The sequence below is a fragment of the Mycobacterium sp. SMC-4 genome, assembly GCF_025263265.1.
Classification (GTDB): domain Bacteria; phylum Actinomycetota; class Actinomycetes; order Mycobacteriales; family Mycobacteriaceae; genus Mycobacterium.
Genome location: NZ_CP079869.1, coordinates 4,057,860 through 4,072,870 on the forward strand (window position 1 = coordinate 4,057,860; position 15,011 = coordinate 4,072,870).

Consider the following 15,011-nt stretch of genomic DNA (forward strand, 5'->3'; position numbering starts at 1 on the left):
GGAACCACCGGATCGGGTAGATGGGCACCGCGCTGGGAGTTCAGAGCCACTTCCCTGTAACCCCGGCGTCGTCGCGGATCATCCGCGCGTCTCACTATCTGAAACGGAATGCGCCTGCCAGCCACACGACATAGGGGTCACAGTAGTCACCGGCGCCGGGCGGCGGGGCTCGCCCCGGCGCTCGGCGCCGCGGAGCGCCGCATCACCAGCCAGGCGGGCGGCAGGGCGCCCAGCGCGATCAACAGCAGCGGTCCGTACTCCATCAGCCCCACGCCGCCGAAGATGATGTCGTCGCCCGGCCCACCGAAGGTGCACAACAGCACGGTGGCCAGCCAGGTCCACACCGGCAGCGCAGCCAGTCGCGGCGCCGACGTCCACTGCAGCGCCGCCCACACCAATGCGACGTTGAGCAGGCCGCTGAGCAGCGCGCTGATCGGGATGGGAACCGAGCCCAGCCGCAACGGCAGGAAGAACACGGCCATCAGGGCCGAGAGCACGCCGTCGAGACCGAGGAGAAACAGCACGACAGCGCGCAGCCGGCCGGGAGCCGGAGGGGCGGACGCTGTCAGGTCGGGATGCTGTCGAGCAAGGACACCAGCGATCCGAGAACCCACTGATAGCTGTCCAGCCGGTCCTGCCAGTTCTGCAGGTTGGGATCCAGGTCGGGGTCCATGTGCTGCCCTTCTGCGCGCGGTTGCAGGCAGCTTACCCGCTCGCCGCGTCGTCAACTGATCTTCAACCCCGCCAGCAGGTCGGTCTCCCAGCCGAGTTCGTTGCGCCGACCGGCATGACCGGCTGCCAGCACATAGTGCTCGGTAGCAGAGACCGGCAGCGCGATGGTGTTCGACAGCGCGAAGAACCGGCCGTCGCCGGACACGCTGACCTGAGTCTGATGGGCGCGCAGCGCGGCAACCTTTGCCGGCAACTGCGCAGTGAGATCCAGTGCCGCATCGATCGCGTCGTCGGCGTAGGCGTCGAAAGGCAGCGACGACAGCGGGATCCGGGTCCAGTGGTCGGGGGCCTGCGCCAGCAGGGTGTCCCCGGCGGCCAGCGCCGACGCCGACATCACTGTCCAGTAGAACTTGGGCACCTGCCACCGGGCGGCATCGACCGCGGCCGTGGTGACTCGGTGGGCGTGGATGTGGTCGGGGTGGCCGTAACCGCCGTTCGGGTCGTAGGTGACCACCACGTGCGGACGCAGCTCGTCGATCGATGCGGCCAGCGCGTCGGTCTGTTCGGCAAAGTTCCCGTCGACGAAGCGTTCCCGACCCCGGGACGGCGTACCTGCCATACCGGAGTCACGCCAGCGTCCCGCGCCACCCAGGTAGCGGGGCCGGTCCACGCCGAGCGCGGTCAGCGCCGCGGTCAATTCACCGACGCGGAAGCCGCCCAGTTGGTCTGCGTGGTCGACCGCCAGTCCCGCCCACTGCTCACCGATGACCTCGCCCTCTTCGCCGAGCGTGCAGGTGACGACCCAGACTTGCGCTCCGAGCGCGGTGTAGTGGGCGATCGTTGCACCCGTGGTCAGGGTTTCGTCGTCGGGATGGGCGTGGACGAACAGCAGCCTCGGGGTCTCCATTCCGACAAGCTTGCCTGCTTGTCGGCAGGTGCGGGCGGCGGACCTGGCATACATTCTGATCGTGACGCGCCGGGGCGTGGAGTACGGGTGCGCGATCGTGGTCATCGGTCTGCTCGCCGGCGCCGCGGGAGCCGCCACGACACTGCTCCTGCACGCCGTCGAGCACCTCACCTACCGGTATGACTTCGGCACGCTGCTGACCGGGGTCGAGGGCAGCAGCCCGATCCGGCGAGCGCTCGGGCCCATGGTGGGCGCAGCGTTGGCCGGCTGCGGGTGGTGGCTGCTGCGCCGACGGCACGAGGTGCCGGCGTTGTCGGCGGTCATCACCGAGCCTGGCCCCGCCCCGCGCCGGGTGCTGTCCATCGACGCGGGCCTGCAGGTGCTGTTGGTGGGGTCGGGCGCCTCCCTGGGCCGCGAAGGGGCGCCACGCCAGCTCGCCGCGGTGTGGGCCGACATCGGCACCGCCCGGCTGAGTCTGACCCCGCGCGACCGGGAAATCCTGCTGGCCTGCGCCGCCGGGGCCGGGTTGGCCGCGGTCTACAGTGTGCCGCTCGGAGGCGCGGTGTTCGCCGCGCGCATTCTGCTCGGCACCTGGCACCCGCGTGCCGTCGGTACCGCGCTGATCACCTCGAGTCTGGCCGTCACGGTCGCAGCCCCGGTCACCCATCTCCAGCACCCGCTGGTCTGGCCCGACGATCGGCTCTCGCCACTGTTCGCGGTGCTGGCGCTGGCGCTGGCGCCGCTGGCGGCAGCGGTGGGTCTGGCCTTCGACAGACTGACCACCGCGGCCCGGCCTGCCGTCGCGATCCACACGCCCCTGATGATCCCGGCGATCGCGGGTGCGGGGCTACTGACCGGTGTCTGCTCGATCTGGCTGCCCGAACTGCCCGGCAACGGGCGCAGCATCCTGCAGGTCAGCATGGCCAGCGGGATGACCTTGACCGCAGCCGCGGCCATCCTGATCCTCAAACCGCTGCTCAGCGCACTGTTCCTGCGGGCAGGGGCGGTCGGCGGTCTGCTCACCCCAGCGCTGGCCACCGGCGCGGCGGCCGGGACGGTGGCCGCGCTCGCCCTCAACCAGTGGGCCGGAACGAACCTGGACATCCCGGCCGTGTCGTTGACCTGCGCGGCCGGCGTGCTCGCCGTCACCCAGCGCTCGCCGCTGTTTGCCGCATTGTTCGTCTGGGAACTGGCCTGGCCACCGTGGTGGCTGCTGGCGGTGTTCGCCCTGTGCACGTGGTGCGCGGCGGGCATCGCCCGGCTCGGGCGCGCCACACCGGTGCCGCGCCGCGCGGCTACTGAGGAGGTTTGACCCATTCGCCGGCGTCGCCGACGATGCCGACCGGCACCGCACCGCTGAGGCTGACGTTCTGCACGCTGGGTCCGGCCGCGACGATCGTGGTGTCCTGCAGGATCGGCAACACCGTCCACAGATTCCACAGCTTCGGTTCGACCTCGTCGATGACCTCGGCAATGTCGGCGGTGCCGCGCAGCGCAGCGTCGATGAGCGGCTGGATGGTGCGGTCGCAGATGCCGGTGATGTTGCTCGGCGCCTGGACGAGTTCTCCGGTGTCGGGTGCCGGGGGCGGCGAGGTGGCAGTGCGCGTCGGCGAGGGTGGCGTGGGCACAGTGGGTGTCGGCCCCGGATCCGACGGCGACGGTGTGGGTGTCGGCGGATCCGGTGGCGGGCTGGTGGTCACCGCGGTGGCTTCCAACGCGGGGCAGCTGTATCGCGACGCCAACGCCGTGGCAAGGTCGCCACCGGCCTGCCGCCAACCGACGACCGCGTCGACCCGGTTGTTGACCAGCGCCTCGCTGTAGAGCGCGACCGGGTCCAGCGCCGCCACCGATGCGGCGATCCCGACGTTGCGCAGTTGGTCGGCCGCGGTGTTGGCCACCGCCACCGAGGTGGGGTCGTTGGCGGCGACACCGAGAACCAACGTCAGCGGTTCTCCGTCGCGCACGAGCTGACCGCGACCGTTGTCGGCCGGCGGGCTGGGTTCGGGCTGATCCGGGGCGGGCGCCGCCACCTCGATCTGGTAGCCGGCGTCGGCCAGCAGGCCCATCGCCTCGTCGCGGGTCATCGCCGGCGGCGCTGTGGGCACATAGCCGGTGTCTGACGGGGAGCGCACCTGCGCCTGGGCCAGCGTCACGGTGTTGTCGTCGCCGGCGCCGACCGCGGCCAGCAGGTCCACGTCCAGTAAGCCGAGGATGGCTCGGCGGACCTGGGGGTCGGTCAACGCCGGTTGCTGGGCACGCAGCGTCAGTTGCATCACCCGCGGTGTGACGATCCGCGCGGTCCGCACGTCAGGGATCGCCGAGAGCTGCGCGAACACCACCGCACCGCCGTGTACCTGGGCGACCTGGGTGTCACCGTTGCGGATCGAGTCGGCCAGGGCGGCGGGGCTACCGCCTCGGCGGAACAGCACCAAGTCCGGCGTCGCCGGCGTGCCCCAGTAGCGGTCGTTGCGGGCCAGCAGGATCTCGTCGCGCTGCGGGTCGATGGTCTCCACCCGGAACTGGCCTCCGGTCACCGGCAGCGCGCGCGCCAGACCGGCGGCGAACCCGCCCGGGACATCCTTGACGATGTGCGCCGGCAGGATGTTGTTGAACAGTTCCCGCCACGCCGGATAGGGCTGGGAGAACGTGACGACAGCCGTCTTGCCGCCCTCGACCGACTGCACTCCGGTGATCAGGTCATAGCCGGCCGGGTCGACTGCTCCGGGCTGGCTGACCATCTGGCGCCACAGGTACCAGAAGTCGTCGGCACCGATGGGCGCGTTGTCGGTCCACTGCGCTTCCGGCCGGATCTTGTAGGTCACGGTGAACGGCTCCTGGCTGGTCACCTCGGCCGACACCAGCAGTGAGGTGTCCATCTCCCAGCGCGAGCCGGTGGGAGTGGCCGGATCCGGCACCGGCCGGAAGGAGCTGGGCAGCACCAGTGAGCTGATGGCCGCATTGACCGGTGACTGATCGGACAGCAGGTGCGCGTTGAAACCGGGCCCGATCGAGTCGATCGCCATGATGATCTGGGTGGCCTTCATCGGCGGCGGCGGCGGCGGCTCGGTGGTGTCGGTGCTCTGCGGCGCCGGCGGCGGGCTCACCGTGCAGCCGCCGAGCAGCAGCAGGACCGACAAGACCGCGAGGGTCGACACTCGGCGGGCGGTCAGCACGCCTGTCAGGGTATCGACCCGCGGCGCCGGCGCCGAGTGTGCGCCACGGGTGCAGATTTGCGTCGCTGCGCGCCGCATACGCACAGTCGAGGACGGGCCGGTTATCCGCGCGCCTTGGCCCGGGACCGGTTACGCGCCCGCGTGGTGGCGTCCAGGTCGACCTTGCGCACCCGCACGATCTCTGGGGTCACCTCCACGCATTCGTCGCCCGCGCAGAACTCCATGGCCTTCTCGAGGTCGAGCTCGAGGGGGCGGGCCAGTGTCTCGATGACGTCGGCCGTGGACGAGCGCATGTTGGTCAGCTTCTTCTCGCGCGTGATGTTGATGTCGAGGTCCTCGGCACGCGGGTTGATCCCGACGACCTGGCCCTCGTAGGTGTCCTGGCCAGGCTCGACGAAGAACTGGCCGCGGTCGGCGAGCTGGATCATCGCGAACGGTGTGACGGTGCCGCTGCGGTCGGACACCAGTGATCCGGTGTGGCGGGCCCGGATCTCCCCGGCCCACGGGCGGTAGCCGTCGAACACCGCGTTGGCGATACCGGTGCCGCGCGTCTCGGTGAGGAAGTCGGTGCGGAACCCGATCAGGCCGCGGCTGGGGACGATGAAGTCCATCCGGACCCAGCCCGCCGCGTGGTTGGTCATCTCCTCCATGCGGCCCTTGCGCGCGGCCATCAGCTGGGTGATCGCCCCGACGTACTCCTCGGGGCAGTCGATGGTCAGCGCTTCGAACGGCTCATGCAGCGCGCCGTCGATGGTCCGGGTGACCACCTGGGGCTTGCCGACAGTCAGCTCGAAACCCTCGCGGCGCATCTGCTCGACCAGGATCGCCAGCGCCAACTCGCCGCGGCCCTGCACCTCCCACGCGTCGGGACGACCGATGTCGACCACCCGGATCGACACGTTGCCGACCAGTTCGGCGTCCAGCCGGGACTTCACCATCCGCGCGGTGAGTTTGTGGCCCGACACCTTGCCCGCCAGCGGTGAGGTGTTGGTGCCGATGGTCACCGAGATCGCCGGTTCGTCGACGGTGATCCGGGGCAGCGCATGCGCGTGTTCCGGATCGGCAAGAGTGTCGCCGATCATGATCTCCGGCAGTCCGGCCACCGCCACGATGTCGCCGGCCTCGGCGGCGTCGGTCGGAGCGCGCTCCACACCGACGGTGGCCAGCAGCTCGGTGATCTTGGCATTGGTGATGACGGGGACGCCGTCCACCTCGCGCATCCAGGCCACCTGCTGGCCCTTCTTGAGCCGGCCGTTGTAGATGCGGATCAGCGCCAAACGACCCAGGAAGGCCGACGCGTCGAGGTTGGTCACCAGGGCCTGCAACGGCGCGTCAGGGTCCCCGGCCGGCGGCGGAATGTTGTCCATCAACACCTCGAACAGCGGGTCGAGGTTGTCCCCGGCCGGCACCTCGCCATCGGCAGGCGCGGTGGTGCTGGCCACGCCGGCCCGACCCGAGGCGTACAGCGTCGGCAGGTCCAGTGCCTTCTCCGCGGCGGCCTGCGCTTCGTCGTCGAGATCGGAGGCGACGTCGAGCAGCAGATCGTGGCTTTCCTCGACCACCTCGGCGATGCGCGCGTCGGGGCGGTCGGTTTTGTTGACCACCAGGATCACCGGCAGGTGCGCCGCCAGCGCCTTGCGCAGCACGAAGCGGGTTTGCGGCAGCGGCCCCTCCGAGGCATCGACCAGCAGCAGGACACCGTCGACCATGGACAGACCCCGCTCGACCTCACCGCCGAAATCGGCGTGGCCGGGGGTGTCGATCACGTTGATCACGGTGACGGTGCCGTCACCGTGGTGACGGTGTACAGCGGTGTTCTTGGCCAGGATCGTGATGCCTTTTTCGCGTTCCAGATCGCCGGAGTCCATGATGCGTTCGGTGGCCTCGCCACGTTCGGCGGCCAACGCGCCGGATTGCCGCAGCATCGCGTCGACCAGGGTCGTCTTGCCGTGGTCGACGTGAGCCACAATGGCGACGTTGCGAAAGTTGGGGCGAGAATTCACGCCGGTGATTGTCGCAGTGCGACACGCCGATCACGAAAACGAGAGAGACAGCTCACGTGAAGCCGAACAAGCTTTCCGACCTCAAAGCCAAGAAGAAATGCTGCCGCAGCAAGCCACGCTGCAAGCGTTGCCCGCTGGTGGTGAGCAAGGTCCGGAAAGCCGAGTTGAACGGTCTGCGAGGCAAGGAATTGGCCAAGGTCTTCAAGCGCGCGCGCAAGTCCTGAGCACCTCCCACGACCAGCTTCTGCCCCCGAATGCGCCGCGGAGGGCAACCGCGGGCGCGTACCCTGGAGGGACCCGTCAGGCGTTTTTGGAGGTGCCGACATGACGGTTTATCCGGCGCTCACCGTCGCTGTGATCGCGGTGCTGGCAACCGCGACAACCATCGCGATTTTCCTCGGGCTGGCCAATTGGTTCGGCGCATTCTTCATCGTGCGATGTACCGAATGCCGGCATTTGACCTACAGCACCGCCAACGAGTCCGCCCCGTCGTGCCCGCACTGCCGGCATCCGGTGCTGCTGCATCCGCTGCATGCGCTCAGCCATCCGGACAGCCGCACCGACGTGCGGGTCACCGGCGATCGGTTGCGGTACTAACAGGAAGTCCGAGATTGCTTGTCGCGCGCTGATCGTCGCGCACAGCTCGCGAGAAAGAAATTTCGGCCGGTCCACGACATCGTCACCTTTGCCAGCCCTGCCCGTCGGCGATCGTCGACGGGTTATGGTCGTAGGCGCCTCGACGTCGGCGACGTCGGCGGCATCGAAACGAGACGCAGCTTTCTGGCACACGCGACGAGATGACGACGATGACGAGGAGCCAGCACAGATGTCGACATCGCAAGCACCCGGCGAGGACGACCGCGCGACGATGAATCCGGTTCGCGCAGCCATCCGCAGCCTGCACCCGGCCGTGTTCATCCCGGCCTCGGTGATCATCATCGGGCTGATCCTGTTCTCGGTGATCTTCTCGGCGACCGCGGAGAACGCGTTCACCGACCTCAACGCCGCGATCACGAACACCGTGGGCTGGTGGTACATCCTCGTCGCCACCGTCTTCGTGGTGTTCGCCGTCTACTGCGGCGTCTCGCGGATCGGCACCATCCGGCTGGGCGAGGACGGTGAACGCCCGGAGTTCTCCTTCCCCGCCTGGATGGCGATGCTGTTCAGCGCCGGGATGGGCATCGGCTTGGTGTTCTACGGGGTGGCCGAGCCGTTGTCGCACTACGTCGATCCGCCGGCGGCGCGCGGCATCGACGGGCTCACCGACGCGGCAGCCAACCAGGCGATGTCGCTGACGTTGTTCCACTGGGGTCTGCACGCCTGGGCGATCTATGTGGTCGTCGGCCTGGGCATGGCCTACATGACTTACCGTCGGGGTCGTCCGCTGTCGGTGCGCTGGTTGCTCGAGCCGCTGATCGGCAAGGAACGGGTGTCGGGGTGGATCGGTCACACCATCGACGTCATCGCGGTGGTCGGCACGTTGTTCGGAGTGGCGACTTCGCTGGGCTTCGGCATCACCCAGATCGCGGCCGGCCTGGAATATCTGGGCTGGATCGAGGTCAACAACTGGTGGATCGTCGGGATGATCGCGCTGATCACCGTGATCGCAACCGCGTCGGTGGTCAGCGGGGTCAGCAGGGGCCTGAAGTGGCTGTCCAACATCAACATGACGATGGCGGCGATGCTGGCCGCGTTCGTCCTGCTGCTCGGGCCGACGCTGTTCCTGCTGCAGGCCTGGGTGCAGAACCTGGGCGGCTACATTCAGGCGCTGCCGGAATTGTCGCTGCGCACGTCGCCGTTCAGCGACGGGACCTGGCTGGGTTCGTGGACGGTGTTCTACTGGGGGTGGTGGATCAGCTGGGCGCCGTTCGTGGGCATGTTCATCGCCCGGATCTCGCGCGGGCGCACCATCCGCGAGTTCGTCGCCGGCGTGCTGCTGTTGCCCACGCTGATCGGGTCGCTGTGGTTCACCGTCTTCGGCGACTCCGCCATCCTGCGCCAGCGCGATGACGGCGACATGCTGGTCGACGGCGCGGTGGACACCAACACTTCGTTGTTCCAGCTGCTCGGCGGACTCCCGTTGGGGGTCATCACCAGCGTGATCGCGCTGTTGGTGATCGTGTTCTTCTTCATCACCTCCTCGGACTCCGGGTCGCTGGTGATCGACATCCTGTCCACCGGCGGGGAGAACCTCGATCCGCCGAAGCTGACCCGGGTGTACTGGGCCGGACTCGAAGGCCTGGCTGCGGCGGTGCTGCTGGTGGTCGGTGGTGCCGGATCACTGACGGCACTGCAGACCGCGTCGATCGCGACGGCGGCGCCACTGTCGCTGGTGCTGGTCGCGGCCTGTGTGGCGATGATCCGCGCGTTCCGCTACGACCTGGCGACCACGCCACGCTTCCTGCAGGTCACCACCGCCAACGGAGGGGCGGCGCACGGCAGCCGCCATGACGTCTCGGCGACGCTGGCAGGTCTGGTCGCGGTGCGCAGCGTGTCGACACATCTGGTGGAGGTACATCCCACCACCGGAGAGCTGACCGTCACCGAGCCGGTCGATCCGCTGCAGGGTGATGAGCCGGTCGAGGGTGACTTTCTCGGTGATCCCGACCGCGAACTGCCCGAGGGTCAAGACGGCGACAGCGTGCCGGCTACCGACAACCCGAGGGGCTGAACGGGCCTCACCCCGCAGACTGCAACAGCAGCGGTGCCAGGTCGGGCAACCAGGCCCGGTCGGCGGGCACCCACGGCAGCGCTTCGAGCTCGGCTGCGCGCACCCACCCCAGCGCGCGGTGCTCGTGCGCGGTGACGGCGCCACCGGTGCGAGTGACCAGGTAGGCGCGCAGCACCGTCGTCGCGTCGAGCGTGACGTCGGCGCCCAGCTGCGCTCCCACTGTCACGGTGATTCCGAGCTCTTCGCGCAGTTCGCGGGACAGCCCGTCAGCGTCGCTCTCGCCGTGCGCGAGCTTGCCGCCGGGTAGTTCCCACAGCCCGGCCAGTTCGGGCGGCCGGGCACGCTGGGCCACCAGCAGCGCGCCCTGCTCGATGAGGGCGCCCGCGACGACGACGAGCGGATCCGACGGCGGAGGGGGCATCGTCGCAAAACGGTATACCGTCGAGTGATGGCTCTACTGACCGACGAACAGATCGCCTCCGCGCTGGCCGGGCTCAACGGCTGGCAGCATGCCGACGGCGTGTTGCGCCGCTCCGAGAAGTTCCCGGCGTTCCTCGAGGGCATCGAAGCCGTTCGGCGGGTCGCCGAACACGCCGAAGCCCAGGATCACCATCCTGACATCGATATCCGTTGGCGCACTGTGACTTTCGCGCTGGTAACGCATTCCGAAGGCGGGATCACCGACAAGGATGTGCAGATGGCTCGCGATATCGACGGGATCCTCGGATAGCGACCCACCCCAACGTCACCAGGGTGGCGCCGAGGTAGATCAGCCCCGGCCAGGCCAGGTACCACGGCCGGGGGATGGTCCAGATGGAGGGCTGGGCGAAGCTCAACAGCCAGGGCACCCCGATCAGGGTCAGGACCAGCCAGCCCCACCCCAGGATGCGTGCGCCCAGGCATTCCCGCAGCGGGCCGTGCAGCAGCCAGATCATCAGCGGGATCAACCACACCCAGTGGTGGGTCCACGAGATCGGCGACAGCAGCAGGCCGAAGAGCTGCACGATGAGGATGGCGCCGAGTCGGTCCGCGGCGCCGCCGATGGCACGCCAGGCCAGGATCGCGAGCACCGCGGTGACCGCGATGCCGATCAACACCGCCGGACCGTAGCCGGCGTCGTGGCCGAGCAGTCGCGACACTCCGCCGCGCCAGGACTGGTTGAACGACGTGCCCACCGGACCCACCCGGTGGGCGTCGCCGAGCAGTTCGGTGAAGTACACCCGCACCTGCTCACCAACGACGAGGGCGGACACGCCGATGGTGGCGAAGAAGACCGCCGCCGAGCACAGCACGGTGCGCCAGCGGCGCGCGCCGAGGAAGTACAGACCCGACACCGCGGGCGTCAGCTTGACCCCAGCCGCCAGCCCGACCAGCAGTCCCGACAGCCACCACCGGCTGCTGTGCACCGCGCCCAGTACCGCGAGCACCAACACCACGTTGACCTGGCCGTAGTCGAACGTGCTGCGCAGCGGCTCGGTCCAGATACCGGCGGCCGTCCACAGCAACGCGATGCGCCGACTCGCGTCACCATCGGCGACCGAGAGCAGCCGCTGACTCAACCGCACCACGCCGTAGAGCGCCGCGACGATGCCGAGTTGCCAGCAGAACGCGAGCACCCCGAACGGCAGCAGTTGCAGCGGATAGAACACCACCGCGGCGAACGGCGGATAGGTGAAGGGCAGCGGAAAGTCCGGGGTCTGTTCGGCGTAGACGTAGTCGTAGAGGGTGCTGGGATCGTGTAGCGCAGCCGCGCCGCCGACGTATACGTGCAGGTCGACGAAGTTCGCACCGTTGGGTAGCAGGTAGGTCCACGCCAGTCGGGCGGCGACACTGAACAACAGCAGGACCGGCGCCGCGGCTAACAGCCGCGCCGCCAGCCTGCAGCGCAGCGGCGCCGGCCCGGATTCCGAGGTGTCGATGAATCGACTGTATCGACGCGGGGTGATCCGATCGGTGGGCCGGTCACCGTCCGCGCTCATGTGCGTAACGGATGGATAAATGCCACACATGTCACTTGAGTAACACCAGTAACACGCTAGCTTCGGGTGCAGGCGTGCCACCGACCGATTGGGAGATCTCATGCACCGCACCCGAAAACTGTTCGCAACCACGATGATCGCAGCGGCAGGGGCGGTTTCGGCTGCCGTGGCGCTGTCGGCCTCCGCGACCGCCCAGCCGGCACCCGCGCCGGCACCGGAGATCCCGGGGCTGCCCTTCCTGCAGCAGCTGGCGGCCAATCCGGAAGCGGCCACCCAACTCATGCAGACCTTCGCCAACGTGATGGGCAATGCCCCGGCGGCTGCCGCGCCGGTGGCCACCGCGGCGACGGGTGTTCCGGCGACCGCGCCGGGGGCAACGGCCTCGATCACCCTGCCCCAGCCGGCCAATGTGCTGCCGGGTGCCACCGCGCTGCCCGGCGGAAACATCACCACGGTGCCCGTCGGCAACACCACCGCGGCTCCCGCCCCGGCTGCCGCACCGACACAGAACCCACTGGGTGCGCTGACCGATTCGCTCGGAGTGCCCGGGGGCCTGGCATCGCTGCTGCCCACCGGAACCCCGCTGGGCGGCCTGCTGCCGACCGGCGACGCGACGGCCCCGGCACCAGCGGTGGCAGCCCCGGCACCCGCGCCGGTGTTCACCCCGCTCTCGGCACTGCCCTGACCTGGGGCTCACACCAAACATCCACTACATCAACCACATTGGGGGATCATGTCGACGACCAGGACGAAGCTCACCACCGCTGTGGCGGTGGGTTCGTCGATGGCTCTGCTAGCGGTCGGCGTGACCGGAGTGGCTCACGCCGACCCCGCTGCCGCGCCGATACCGATCGACGGGCTGCAGGCTCCCGGCCTGCCGGCCGTGCAGAGCATCGGTCCGGTGATCCAGCAGGCCGCGAATGATCCCGCCAATGCCGCTTCGATGCTGATGGCCGCCGCCGCGGTGTTCGCCGGAGACGCCGCAGCGCCGCGTCCGTCTCGCGACGTCGCGTCGGCGGTCAATCAGTTCGTCCAACCGGTGGCCCACGTGCCCGCCACCGGAGCGGTGCCGGGCACCGAAGCTCATCTGCCCGCCGGGGTCAACCCGGCGCACGCCGTCGGCCCGGTGCCCGAAACGGTGCCGCACGCCCCCGCCGCGATCGCGCCCGGTCCGGCACCCCTACCCGGACCTGCCCCCGTACCGCCACCGGCACCCGCGCCCGAGCCGCTGCCGCCCGCTGCGCCCGTCGCCGCAACCACCCCGGGAGCGGCACCGGACTTCGGTCCCGACGCCCCGGTCACCCAGGACTTCCTTTACCCGTCGATCAGCAACGGATGCCTCGGTGACGGCGGGAATGTGCTTGCCACCGCGCTCTCGGTGGCCGGCCCGGCCACCATCCCCACCCCCGGCCCCAAGCCGGGCCAGACGGCCTACGTCTTCACCGCGATCGGCACCCCGGGTCCGGCGGCCGAGCAGAAGCTGCCGCTCAATGTCACCTGGGTGAACCTGACGACCGGCAAGTCGGGCAGCGCGACGCTCACCCCGAGACCCGATATCAACCCCGAAGGTCCGACCACGCTGACTGCCATCGCCGATACCGGCTCAGGCAGCATCATGTCGACGATCTTCGGTCAGGTCACCACGACCGAGAAGCAGTGTCAGTTCATGCCGACCATCGGGTCGACCGTCGTCCCGTGATCCAGCTGACGTCCCCTGATCCGGTGACGCCGGAAAGTCAGTAGGCCATGAACAGGATGGCGTCGCGGTCGTAGTCGCGACCCGGGTGCTGGTCGGAGAGGTGCTGCTGGGCTTTCTCCACCAGATCGTCCTCGTCCTTACCGGTGATGGCTTCGCCGCACGGGCAGTTCAGGTGAGTCTTCATGACTTCACAATGGCACAGCTCGCAGGCACGGATGGGACAAGATCACCGACATGGACCTCTACGCGGCGATGCGCACCACGGGTGCGGTCCGGCAGTTCACCGATGACCCGCTGCCCGACGAGGCCCTGGAACGCATCCTCGACCACGCGCGGTTCGCTCCCACCGGCGGCAACCGCCAGGGCGTGCGCGTCATCGTCATCCGCGAACACGCCACCCGCGCGGCGCTGGCGGAGCTGAGCCTGCCCGGCGCCCGGCGCTATGTGGCCCAACAGCAGCACGGCGAGGGGCCCTGGAGCCCCGTGCATCCCACCGCGTTGTCCGAGGGACAGCTGGCCTCGGCCGAGGTTCCGGCGGCGATGACGGCCCCGCTGTTCGACGCCGCGGTGGTGCTGGTGATCTGTGTCGACCTGTCGGTGGTCGCGGCCATCGACCAGGAGTTACCCCGGGTGGGCCTGGTAGCGGGGGCGTCGGTCTACCCGTTCGCGTGGAGCGTGCTGCTGGCGGCCCGCAACGAGGGGTTCGGTGGGGTGCTGACCACCATGGCCGTCGCCGAGGAGTCCCGGGTCAAGCAGCTACTGGGCATCCCGGAGCGCTACGCGGTGGCTGCCGTGCTGCCACTGGGCAAACCGCGCCATCAGGTGCGGCGGTTGACCCGCAAACCGGTCTCGGCGTTGGCCACCCGAGAGCGGTTCGACGGCGCGTCTCTGTGACGCGCGGGCAGCGTCGTGAGACCTTGGGAACATGGCGGTCACGCTGGGTTATGCAATGGCCGGCCACCGCTGCACCGACCTCGACGAGCAGGTGTCCGAACTGTGCGCCGCCGGGGTGGATTCGCGGCGCATCTTCACCGACCGCCATCCCGGCTCGACGGACAAGATGCGGGCCGGACTGGTCGCGCTGTTGAGCTACGCGCGTGCCGGCGATGTCGTGGTGGTCGCCACCCTGCAGCGGCTGGGGCGCAACGCCAACGAAGTGACCCGGACCGTCGCCGATCTCGATGGCCGCGGCATCACACTGCGCTGCCTGCGCAGCGGGCTGGACACCGCCACCGCCACCGGACGGGTGGTCGCCGACGTGCTCACCGACCTGGCCACCCTCGACTAGCCTTTGACGGCCTTCGCCATCTTCGCCTGTGCTTTGGCTTCCTTCTTGTAGGCCCGCACCTTCTGCAGCGAGCCGGCGTCGGTCACGTCGGCCACCGACATGTGGGTGTTGGCCTTGCCGTAGTCGCCGGCCGCGGCGCGCCAGCCTTTCGGGGTGACGCCGTACTGCTTGCCCAGCAACGCCAGGAAGATCTTGGCCTTCTGCTCACCGAACCCCGGCAGTGCCTTGAGCCGGCGCAACACCTCGGCCCCGTCGGCACCGTCGGACCACAGCGCGGCGGCGTCGCCGTCGTAGTCGTCGACGACCACCTGCGCGAGCGCCTGCACCCGCTTGGCCATCGACCCGGGGAAGCGGTGCACCGCGGGGGTGCGGGCACACAATTCGGCGAACCTGTCGGGGTCGTAGTCGGCGATCTGCGCGGCGTCGAATCCGCCGAGCCGATCCGCGATCTTCTTCGGCCCGCTGAACGCCACTTCCATCGGGATCTGCTGATCGAGCAGCATGCCGACCAACAGTGCGAAGGGATTGGCCTCCAACAGCGCGTCGGCCGCGGGTTCTTGAACTAACTGCAGTCTGGCCACCCCGTCAGTCTAGGGCGACCGAAAAGGCTCGACACCGG

The 15,011-nt window shown here is 69.1% G+C and carries 17 protein-coding genes; 9 read left to right on the forward strand and 8 right to left on the reverse strand.

Annotation, left to right across the window (positions count from 1 at the left end; translation table 11 throughout):
- Positions 1–146: 146 nt before the first annotated feature.
- Positions 147–614 (reverse strand): hypothetical protein, encoded by a 468-nt coding sequence (locus KXD98_RS19135; RefSeq protein ID WP_260759901.1) that lies wholly within the window; start codon positions 612–614, stop codon positions 147–149.
- Between the two features lie 110 nt (positions 615–724).
- A complete protein-coding gene (mshB, locus tag KXD98_RS19140; RefSeq protein ID WP_260759902.1) occupies positions 725–1,579 on the reverse strand; it encodes an N-acetyl-1-D-myo-inositol-2-amino-2-deoxy-alpha-D-glucopyranoside deacetylase in 855 nt (284 codons plus the stop codon).
- 61 nt (positions 1,580–1,640) lie between these two features.
- Here mshB and KXD98_RS19145 point away from each other — a divergent pair, with 61 nt between their 5' ends.
- The gene (locus KXD98_RS19145; RefSeq protein WP_260759903.1) at positions 1,641–2,891 is read left to right on the forward strand and encodes a chloride channel protein; all 1,251 of its coding nucleotides are present in this window, start codon (positions 1,641–1,643) and stop codon (positions 2,889–2,891) included.
- On the opposite strand, the gene KXD98_RS19150 is transcribed toward KXD98_RS19145, so the two are convergent.
- On the reverse strand, positions 2,875–4,752 hold the full coding sequence (locus KXD98_RS19150) for an ABC transporter family substrate-binding protein (protein WP_260759904.1): 1,878 nt from the start codon (positions 4,750–4,752) through the stop codon (positions 2,875–2,877). The two genes, KXD98_RS19145 and KXD98_RS19150, sit on opposite strands and share 17 nt — an antisense overlap.
- Positions 4,753–4,853: 101 nt before the next feature.
- Positions 4,854–6,755 carry a translational GTPase TypA gene (gene typA, locus KXD98_RS19155; protein WP_260759905.1) on the reverse strand — a complete coding sequence of 634 codons (1,902 nt, stop codon included), beginning with the start codon at positions 6,753–6,755 and terminating at the stop codon, positions 4,854–4,856.
- Between the two features lie 56 nt (positions 6,756–6,811).
- Between typA and KXD98_RS19160 the strand changes: the two genes are divergently transcribed.
- From KXD98_RS19160 to KXD98_RS19170, 3 genes are all read left to right on the forward strand, one after another.
- A complete protein-coding gene (locus KXD98_RS19160; RefSeq protein WP_260759906.1) occupies positions 6,812–6,979 on the forward strand; it encodes a hypothetical protein in 168 nt (55 codons plus the stop codon).
- Positions 6,980–7,079: 100 nt separating this feature from the next.
- On the forward strand, positions 7,080–7,352 hold the full coding sequence (locus tag KXD98_RS19165) for a hypothetical protein (RefSeq protein WP_260759907.1): 273 nt from the start codon (positions 7,080–7,082) through the stop codon (positions 7,350–7,352).
- Positions 7,353–7,623: 271 nt separating this feature from the next.
- Entirely contained in the window at positions 7,624–9,426 is a 1,803-nt protein-coding gene (locus tag KXD98_RS19170) for a BCCT family transporter (RefSeq protein ID WP_260765312.1), read from the forward strand.
- A gap of 7 nt (positions 9,427–9,433) precedes the next feature.
- Here the strand turns inward: KXD98_RS19170 and KXD98_RS19175 are convergent, their stop codons facing one another.
- Positions 9,434–9,847: a (deoxy)nucleoside triphosphate pyrophosphohydrolase gene (locus KXD98_RS19175; RefSeq protein ID WP_260759908.1), complete on the reverse strand. Its 414-nt coding sequence runs from the start codon at positions 9,845–9,847 to the stop codon at positions 9,434–9,436.
- A gap of 27 nt (positions 9,848–9,874) precedes the next feature.
- Here KXD98_RS19175 and KXD98_RS19180 point away from each other — a divergent pair, with 27 nt between their 5' ends.
- Positions 9,875–10,156 carry a 4a-hydroxytetrahydrobiopterin dehydratase gene (locus tag KXD98_RS19180; protein ID WP_260759909.1) on the forward strand — a complete coding sequence of 94 codons (282 nt, stop codon included), beginning with the start codon at positions 9,875–9,877 and terminating at the stop codon, positions 10,154–10,156.
- Here the strand turns inward: KXD98_RS19180 and KXD98_RS19185 are convergent.
- Entirely contained in the window at positions 10,104–11,405 is a 1,302-nt protein-coding gene (locus KXD98_RS19185) for a mannosyltransferase (protein ID WP_260759910.1), read from the reverse strand. The two genes, KXD98_RS19180 and KXD98_RS19185, sit on opposite strands and share 53 nt — an antisense overlap.
- A 100-nt stretch (positions 11,406–11,505) precedes the next feature.
- Here KXD98_RS19185 and KXD98_RS19190 point away from each other — a divergent pair, with 100 nt between their 5' ends.
- Positions 11,506–12,090, forward strand: coding sequence for a hypothetical protein (locus KXD98_RS19190; RefSeq protein ID WP_260759911.1), 585 nt, complete (start codon positions 11,506–11,508; stop codon positions 12,088–12,090).
- A gap of 48 nt (positions 12,091–12,138) precedes the next feature.
- Positions 12,139–13,104 carry a hypothetical protein gene (locus KXD98_RS19195; RefSeq protein WP_260759912.1) on the forward strand — a complete coding sequence of 322 codons (966 nt, stop codon included), beginning with the start codon at positions 12,139–12,141 and terminating at the stop codon, positions 13,102–13,104.
- A gap of 37 nt (positions 13,105–13,141) precedes the next feature.
- On the opposite strand, the gene KXD98_RS19200 is transcribed toward KXD98_RS19195, so the two are convergent.
- A complete protein-coding gene (locus tag KXD98_RS19200; protein ID WP_260759913.1) occupies positions 13,142–13,288 on the reverse strand; it encodes a DUF1059 domain-containing protein in 147 nt (48 codons plus the stop codon).
- A 50-nt stretch (positions 13,289–13,338) separates the two neighbouring features.
- Here KXD98_RS19200 and KXD98_RS19205 point away from each other — a divergent pair, with 50 nt between their 5' ends.
- Complete coding sequence (locus KXD98_RS19205; protein ID WP_260759914.1) at positions 13,339–13,998, forward strand: nitroreductase family protein; 660 nt, start codon at positions 13,339–13,341, stop codon at positions 13,996–13,998.
- A 31-nt stretch (positions 13,999–14,029) separates the two neighbouring features.
- Entirely contained in the window at positions 14,030–14,392 is a 363-nt protein-coding gene (locus tag KXD98_RS19210; RefSeq protein WP_260759915.1) for a recombinase family protein, read from the forward strand.
- Here KXD98_RS19210 and KXD98_RS19215 read toward each other — a convergent pair.
- Positions 14,389–14,973, reverse strand: a complete 585-nt coding sequence (locus KXD98_RS19215; RefSeq protein ID WP_260759916.1) for an HhH-GPD-type base excision DNA repair protein — start codon at positions 14,971–14,973, stop codon at positions 14,389–14,391. The genes KXD98_RS19210 and KXD98_RS19215 overlap by 4 nt on opposite strands.
- Positions 14,974–15,011: the final 38 nt, after the last annotated feature.

Excerpts from the sequence above, each read along its gene's own strand:
- mshB (WP_260759902.1), bottom strand. The coding sequence starts at position 1,579 with ATGGAGACCCCGAGGCTGCTGTTCGTCCACGCCCATCCCGACGACGAA.
- KXD98_RS19165 (WP_260759907.1), top strand. The coding sequence starts at position 7,080 with ATGACGGTTTATCCGGCGCTCACCGTCGCTGTGATCGCGGTGCTGGCA.
- KXD98_RS19170 (WP_260765312.1), top strand. The coding sequence starts at position 7,624 with ATGAATCCGGTTCGCGCAGCCATCCGCAGCCTGCACCCGGCCGTGTTC.
- KXD98_RS19175 (WP_260759908.1), bottom strand. The coding sequence starts at position 9,847 with ATGCCCCCTCCGCCGTCGGATCCGCTCGTCGTCGTCGCGGGCGCCCTC.
- KXD98_RS19180 (WP_260759909.1), top strand. The coding sequence starts at position 9,875 with ATGGCTCTACTGACCGACGAACAGATCGCCTCCGCGCTGGCCGGGCTC.
- KXD98_RS19185 (WP_260759910.1), bottom strand. The coding sequence starts at position 11,405 with ATGAGCGCGGACGGTGACCGGCCCACCGATCGGATCACCCCGCGTCGA.
- KXD98_RS19190 (WP_260759911.1), top strand. The coding sequence starts at position 11,506 with ATGCACCGCACCCGAAAACTGTTCGCAACCACGATGATCGCAGCGGCA.
- KXD98_RS19195 (WP_260759912.1), top strand. The coding sequence starts at position 12,139 with ATGTCGACGACCAGGACGAAGCTCACCACCGCTGTGGCGGTGGGTTCG.
- KXD98_RS19200 (WP_260759913.1), bottom strand. The coding sequence starts at position 13,288 with ATGAAGACTCACCTGAACTGCCCGTGCGGCGAAGCCATCACCGGTAAG.
- KXD98_RS19205 (WP_260759914.1), top strand. The coding sequence starts at position 13,339 with ATGGACCTCTACGCGGCGATGCGCACCACGGGTGCGGTCCGGCAGTTC.
- KXD98_RS19210 (WP_260759915.1), top strand. The coding sequence starts at position 14,030 with ATGGCGGTCACGCTGGGTTATGCAATGGCCGGCCACCGCTGCACCGAC.